We start from the raw sequence: 6,000 nt of genomic DNA on the forward strand, positions 1-6,000 counted from the left end.
GGTCGCGGGAGCCGCTCAGCTCACCCGCCGGATCGCCGAGATCGTCATCATGTTCCAGTGCGCGTACTGGATCACCTCGCCGGTCGTCGGCGCGTGGATCACGAGGCCACCGCCTATGTACAGCGCCTCGTGCTCAAGGCCGTTGTACTCGATGATGTCGCCGGGCTCCAGGTCGGACAGGACCGCGGGCACGGCGTAGCCGTCGTTGACCTGGTCGTAGGTGGTGCGGCCCAGGGACACCCCGGCCGCCGCCCACGCGGCCTGCACCAGCCCGGAACAGTCGTAGCTCGGGTCGCCGGTGCCGCCCCACTGGTAGGGCATGCCCAGCTTGGACTTGGCGAAGGCGATGGCGACCGCGGCGCGGCCGCTGGCCTGGGGCACCGCGTTGATCTCGGACTGGGTGACGCCCGAGTAGTCGAAGCTCTGCTGCTGCGCGTAGGTCAGCTGGGAGAGCAGCGACTGCGCCTGCTGGAACTTGCCGACTATCTGCTTCTTCATCGCCGCGGCCTGGTTCTCGGCCTGCTGGAGCGCGGAGATCCGGTCGGCGGCCTGCTTCCTGAGCGCGGCCAGCTGCGCCTGGTCCACCTTCAGGGACTTGAGGTTCATCGCCTCGTTCTGCCCGAGCCGGCTCATCGTCGAGGCCTGCTGCAGGTACTGGTCCGGGTGGCTCTGCAGCATCAGCTCCAGCGTCGGGTCCACCGAGCCGGACCGGTACTGGGCGGCCGCCAGGGGCCCGAGCGTGGAAAGCAGCTTGTTCATCGACTGCTGCATCGTGGCCGCCTCGCCCTGCAGCTCGTCGACCTGCTTCTGCAGGGTCGCCAGCTGCTCGACGGCGCCGTCGTAGACGTTCGTCGCCTGCTCGGCCTGCGCGTTGAGCGCGTGAACCTGGGCCTCGATCTCCGTGACCGAGGCCGCGTGGCCGGTGGTCGGGGCGAGCCCCACGCCGACGGCCGCGGCGGCGGTGGTGGCCGTGAGGGTCATGACGGAACGGGCCGGCACCTTGGCCCGTCTGTGGGACGCCATTCTCGCGCACTCCAATGCGGTCACTTTCCTGCCGCCTACCGGGTGAGCTGACGGGTTCGGGCGGAAAGTGCCCTACGGCGCGCACCGCGCAGGCCGCGGCGATGAAGCGGGCACGCGGTCGGCGTGGTGGGGCCGATTCACCCCGGTTCGCATGACACGCTCTCGGACCGGCCGGAAGGCCGGGTGGGTTCCGAAGCCTGTCGGGCGAACGATGGTTCCCCGGTTCCGGTCTCGCGACCGGATTCGGCGTCGAGCGCGACCCGCGTCCGATCCGGGGAGTGGATCGGGTGTCAGGTAGCGCCTGAACCGAAAAGATATGCCTGTCAGCCCGGGCAATTCGGACTTCACCTCGGGTCTTTACCTGAAATTTACCGCCGCGGACCGGCTCGCGCCGCGTCGGCGACGTGTAGTCCTGATTCTCCTACGGTCGGTGTCGGAGCGGCCACCCGAGGGAATCGCAGGCCGCTGAGAGTGCGGGATTCCCAGCGGCCGCGGCGGGGTGGGGTACGGTATTAAACCCGGCGGACGAGAGCTAGAAATCAGGATGTATACGGACATCGCCGACGAGGTACTGCGCCGCCCGCGTTCCGAGCGCAGCGGCACTGTTCGCGCCGAGCACGTTCATGCTCAGAGCGTTGAAGCCCGCAGTGTTGAGGCGCGCAGTGTTGAGGCCCGCAGCGTTCGGGCCGTCATGGCGCACTCGGCCGTCGAGGATCCCGCCGCGCCGCGGCAGGATCGAGAACGCGGCAGCCTCGTGCGGACCTTCCGACTGTCCCTGCGGTACCGCATCACGGGACTCGCAGCCGAGGCCGCGTTCTGGGTCCTGCTTTCCCTTCCAGCTTTGGCGCTGGGAATCGTCGGAGTGCTCGGGTACCTACACGGTCAACTCGGTACCGCACGCACCGCGCGCCTTGAGCACGTCTTGAGTACCGCGGCGGGTTCGGTTCTCTCGCAGCGCAGCGTGCGCCAGACCGTGACCCCGGCCCTGCACAACATGCTCTCGTCAGGGCATGCCGACGTGGTGTCGGTCGGATTCCTCGTCGCACTGTGGTCGGGATCACGTGCGCTCAACGTCGCCATCGACACGATCACGGTCGCGTCGGGTCAGAGCGGCAGGCGCGGCATCGTGCGCACGCGACTGCTGGCCTTCGGCCTGTATCTGCCGGCTCTGCTGCTCGGCGCCTCGATGGTGGTGCTGCTGCTGGTCGGCACCGAGTTGCTCGCCGGGATCGCGCCCGCCGCGGCGGCCGTGCTCGGGCCGCTGACCTGGCCGGCGCTGGCCGCCGCCCTGGTGGTCTTCCTCAGCACGCTCTACCATCTGGCGCTGCCGGACCGGCCGCGTTGGCGCGCAGGTCTCCCGGGCGCGTTCGTCGCTCTGGCGATGTGGGCGGCAGGCTCGGCGCTGCTGCGGGTGTACCTGCACTCCAGCCAGTACGGCGCGACCGGCGCCGCGGGCTTCGGCCGGATCGCCGCAACCGCGGCCGTCCTGTTGTGGCTCTACATCACCGCTTTGGCCGTGCTGATCGGCGCGGTGTTCAACGCGGTCCGTGCGGGTAACAGCGATGAGAGCGCGGACGGTAGCGGTGTGAGGGGTGGGATCACGGACGGCGGATGGGAATCGGCAGGGCAAAAAGCCGTCGAACCCGCGAGCCTGTCGAGTGACAATGCGGAGAGGCTATAAAAGGTCGAGACAGCACCGATCGCGTCGCTTAGGATGACACGATCATCCGCATAATCGGATATTTGACAACGAAGCTGACAAGTGGGTCGGCAGTCCGCGGCGGCGAAGCCGAGGGCGCTGAAGCCACGGTCACACGGCGCCGATCAGACGGCGACCGGCCCGATAGACAGAAGTTCGACGGCACACCGCGTGCCGAGAGCTGTCCGAATCTTGGAGGACACGATGCAGGCAAGTGCCGCCACAGGCGACCCGGCGCCGGCAACCGATGTGCCCCCACCGCGGATGCATGCGCGTCGCGGCGTCCGCTCCACGGCGCCGCTGATCGCCGTCCCGGCCGACGGCCTCGGCTGGAGCGAGTCGGATCTTGAGGAGCTCGGCCGCAAGGCCCCCGGCCTGCTGCCCGGCCGTATCGTCAAGTGCGACCAGTCCGGTGCGCTCGTGCTGATGCCTTGGGGCGCGGCGCGGGCGACCTACTGCGCGGCGTTGCTTCTGGCCGCGGCGCGCGCGAGGGCCGGCGGCCGCGTCTGGCCGCGCCCGGGTGACCGAGTCGCGTTGCGGCGGTGGCCCGACGGTCCGATCACGGTCGAGGGCGTCGTCGTCTGAGACGCCGGGTCTGGATCAGAGCTCCTCCTCGGATCGGCGCCGCTTGAGCTCCCTGCGGGCGATGAGGCCCATCGCGGCGGCGGCTACGGCCGCGATCGCGAGTTCGATATCCGCGAGCTGGTTCTTCGCGGTGTGCGCCGATACCCGCGAGGGATCCGAGAGCTGCTGCCCGGCGGACGTACCCGCGCCGTCGCGCTTCTGCGGCGTGTTCTCACCGGCGTTCGCCGGGATGTCCGAGGTGAACTTCCCGGCACCTCCCGCGCTCGGCGGATTCGGCCCGCCGAACTGGAGCAGCGGCGCCACACGGCCGTGTGCGGCCACGGGTTTCTTCGACTGCTGAGCCGTTGTGCGACGCGCGTGGGGCGTGGGCTTCGATGCGCGCGGTAGCTCGGTCGAGGCTCGGGCCGCGGCGCCGCCCTGGCGTGGCGTGGGGCCGGACGCGGTCGCCTGCGCCGGCGGCGCCGTGCTCGCGGAGGCAGAGGCAGCGGCGCGGACAGACGGTTGCGTCGTCGGGCCGGTCGTGGTCGGTGCGGTGGCTGCCGAGTCCGAGACAGCCGGACGCGAGGCGCTGGTCTGCGTGCTCGCGCTCGGTACGGCGCGGGCGCTCGTGGAGGCGGTCGGCGAGGCGGACCGGGTGGGTGTGCCGGACGCGGTCGCCGGCGCGGAGGCTGTCGGGCGGGTCGAGGCTGTGGGTCCGGCGGAGGTCGTCGGTCCCGCGGAGGTCGTCGGGCGGGTCGAGGCTGTGGGTCCGGCGGAGGTCGTCGGTCCCGCGGAGGTCGTCGGGCGGGTCGAGGCCGTCGATGTCGGCGATGCCGAATGCGACGACGTGGGCGCGGGCGTCGGCGATGCGGACGGGTTATTCAGGGATTTGATGCTTAGGTAGTCTTCGTCGATGTTCATCTGCGTCCCGCCGTACGACGCATCGACATTGCCCGTGTATTGGTGCACGCGCTGGTCGGGCCACATGTCGGACGGGGTCGCGGCCCGGTCCGGATCGGCGACGCCGTTCCACTGCCCGATGTCCACCACATCGGGTTCGGTGATCTCCGAGCGGTGGGCGACCAGGTCGGCGATGCCCGAGGCCGCGCTTCCGTAGACCGCCGAGAAGTAGCCCTTGGCGTGCAGCTCGCTCGTCCACGCGGACAGGAACGCCATGGCGGCGTCGCTCTGCGCCGCGGTCGAGTACGACTCCATGTCGTAGTAGAGCAGCGCACCCGTGCCGAAGCCGAGGCTGTGCGCGGCGGCCGCCGCATCGTCGGCGCTCGCCTTGCCCAGGCTCGCCGGCGCGGTCGCGGTCAGCGAATCCCAGGCCGCCTGCCAGCCGACGTACAGCGGCATGAAGTGCCAGCCGGCCTGCGCTCGGGCGGCGACCCACGACGCGGTGAGCGCGCTTTGGGCGCAGGCGCGCTCGGAACCGCCGATGTAGATGCCCACGGTGTTGAACGGCGAGGCGCCCCACGCCTGCATCTGGTTCGTGCTCGGGGCGGTGCAGGTGTCGAAACCGGGTCCTGACACGCTGGCGGTTCCGCTGGTGATTGGCACGGGGGTCGTCGTGCGCGCGGGCGTTCCGGCGGCCGTGGGCGCCGCGTTCGACGCAGTCTGCGGCGCGGCCGCCGCGTAGGCGACCGGGGCGAAATCGGGCGTGGCCGCGGTGCCGAGCTTTGACGCGGGCGCGGCCGTCCGCGCCGGGTTCCGGGACTGCGGCTCGGCCAGGCCGGCGAGCTGGGCGCCGAGCCCCGCGTCGCGCAGCATGGCCAGCACCGAGGACCGGTCGTCGCCGAAGGTCGCGGTGATCGCGGCACCCGGGGTGTCCACGTCGATCTGCGCGCCGATCTCGTCGTCGGTCAGACCGGGCGCCGGCATCGGCGGGTCGGAGGCGGCTGGCTGGACCAGCAGGGCGCTGGTGTGCCGGCCGACGCCGCGGGCCGGACATGCCTGATGATCGCCGGGACGGCCCAGGTAGATCGCGTGCACGTCGAACAGGACGCACGTCTCGGGGTGGGCCGTGAGGTCGACCACCGACCAAGAAGTCGGCACGGTGAAGGTGTACCCGAGATAGGTGACGGCCCGGCCGCCCTGTGGCGCCCCGGCGGCGGCGAGCGGTGCGAGGAACACCAGGGCGCCGGCGACTGCCGCCGATGCGGCGATCGGCGCGACAAGCGAATGCAGAATTCGTGAAACCCGCACGGCTACTCCACGGTGCACCGATCGTTTAAATGATGATCAGTGATTCAAACTTCCCGTGACCGGACAGGTCGCAAACAGGGCTGCGATAAGTCGTACAAATCACCTTGGTTGGTCCAGCCGGCCGAATGTGAGCCTTCGTAACACCATCGGCCGGTGTGCACGCCCGTGGTGCGGAGAGTGGAGCCACCCGGCCTTCACCAGTCAGGACGAGGCCGACGCGGCAGCACTCTGATGACCGCTGTGGTCTAGGATGGTCATCACTCGTTCCGGGGAATCGCGTCTTCGCGTGTCGCCGGAATCCATCTGACGGCATCGCAGCTGCGTTACTCCGAAACGGTGAACGGGTATCCGGCGTTCAACCGTCACCAGCGGTAGAACCCCAGGGTTAATGACAAAGTGATCTTTCGTCCTTTTTCTGGGTGATCGTCAGGTCAGGTGGAGTAGTCCTGTCAGGAGTTCGGGTCTGCGGGCGTGTCTGCGCAGGGCTTTGGCGATGTTGGTTTCGC

The 6,000-nt window shown here is 69.8% G+C and carries 4 protein-coding genes and 1 riboswitch; of the genes, 2 read left to right on the plus strand and 2 right to left on the minus strand.

The genetic code is table 11. The annotated features are described in order from the left end of the window. Positions 1-15: 15 nt before the first annotated feature. Positions 16-1,023: a C40 family peptidase gene (locus KGA66_RS08635; protein WP_211466473.1), complete on the minus strand. Its 1,008-nt coding sequence runs from the start codon at positions 1,021-1,023 to the stop codon at positions 16-18. An 18-nt stretch (positions 1,024-1,041) separates the two neighbouring features. After that, positions 1,042-1,282, minus strand: a riboswitch (cyclic di-AMP (ydaO/yuaA leader). 285 nt (positions 1,283-1,567) lie between these two features. Between KGA66_RS08635 and KGA66_RS08640 the strand changes: the two genes are divergently transcribed. Together KGA66_RS08640 and KGA66_RS08645 are read left to right on the plus strand one after the other, a co-directional pair. Next, the gene (locus KGA66_RS08640) at positions 1,568-2,704 is read left to right on the plus strand and encodes a YihY/virulence factor BrkB family protein (protein ID WP_211466475.1); all 1,137 of its coding nucleotides are present in this window, start codon (positions 1,568-1,570) and stop codon (positions 2,702-2,704) included. Positions 2,705-2,986: 282 nt separating this feature from the next. After that, positions 2,987-3,307: a hypothetical protein gene (locus KGA66_RS08645; protein ID WP_211466477.1), complete on the plus strand. Its 321-nt coding sequence runs from the start codon at positions 2,987-2,989 to the stop codon at positions 3,305-3,307. A gap of 15 nt (positions 3,308-3,322) precedes the next feature. On the opposite strand, the gene KGA66_RS08650 is transcribed toward KGA66_RS08645, so the two are convergent. Then, the gene (locus tag KGA66_RS08650; protein WP_211466479.1) at positions 3,323-5,494 is read right to left on the minus strand and encodes a DUF1906 domain-containing protein; all 2,172 of its coding nucleotides are present in this window, start codon (positions 5,492-5,494) and stop codon (positions 3,323-3,325) included. Between the last annotated feature and the right edge of the window lie 506 nt (positions 5,495-6,000).

It is taken from the genome of Actinocrinis puniceicyclus (assembly GCF_018283645.1).
Lineage (GTDB): Bacteria > Actinomycetota > Actinomycetes > Streptomycetales > Catenulisporaceae > Actinocrinis > Actinocrinis puniceicyclus.

Bases quoted from the DNA above. Each gene is read 5' to 3' on its own strand.
- KGA66_RS08645 (WP_211466477.1), top strand. From the start codon at position 2,987: ATGCATGCGCGTCGCGGCGTCCGCTCCACGGCGCCGCTGATCGCCGTC.
- KGA66_RS08640 (WP_211466475.1), top strand. From the start codon at position 1,568: ATGTATACGGACATCGCCGACGAGGTACTGCGCCGCCCGCGTTCCGAG.
- KGA66_RS08635 (WP_211466473.1), bottom strand. From the start codon at position 1,023: ATGGCGTCCCACAGACGGGCCAAGGTGCCGGCCCGTTCCGTCATGACC.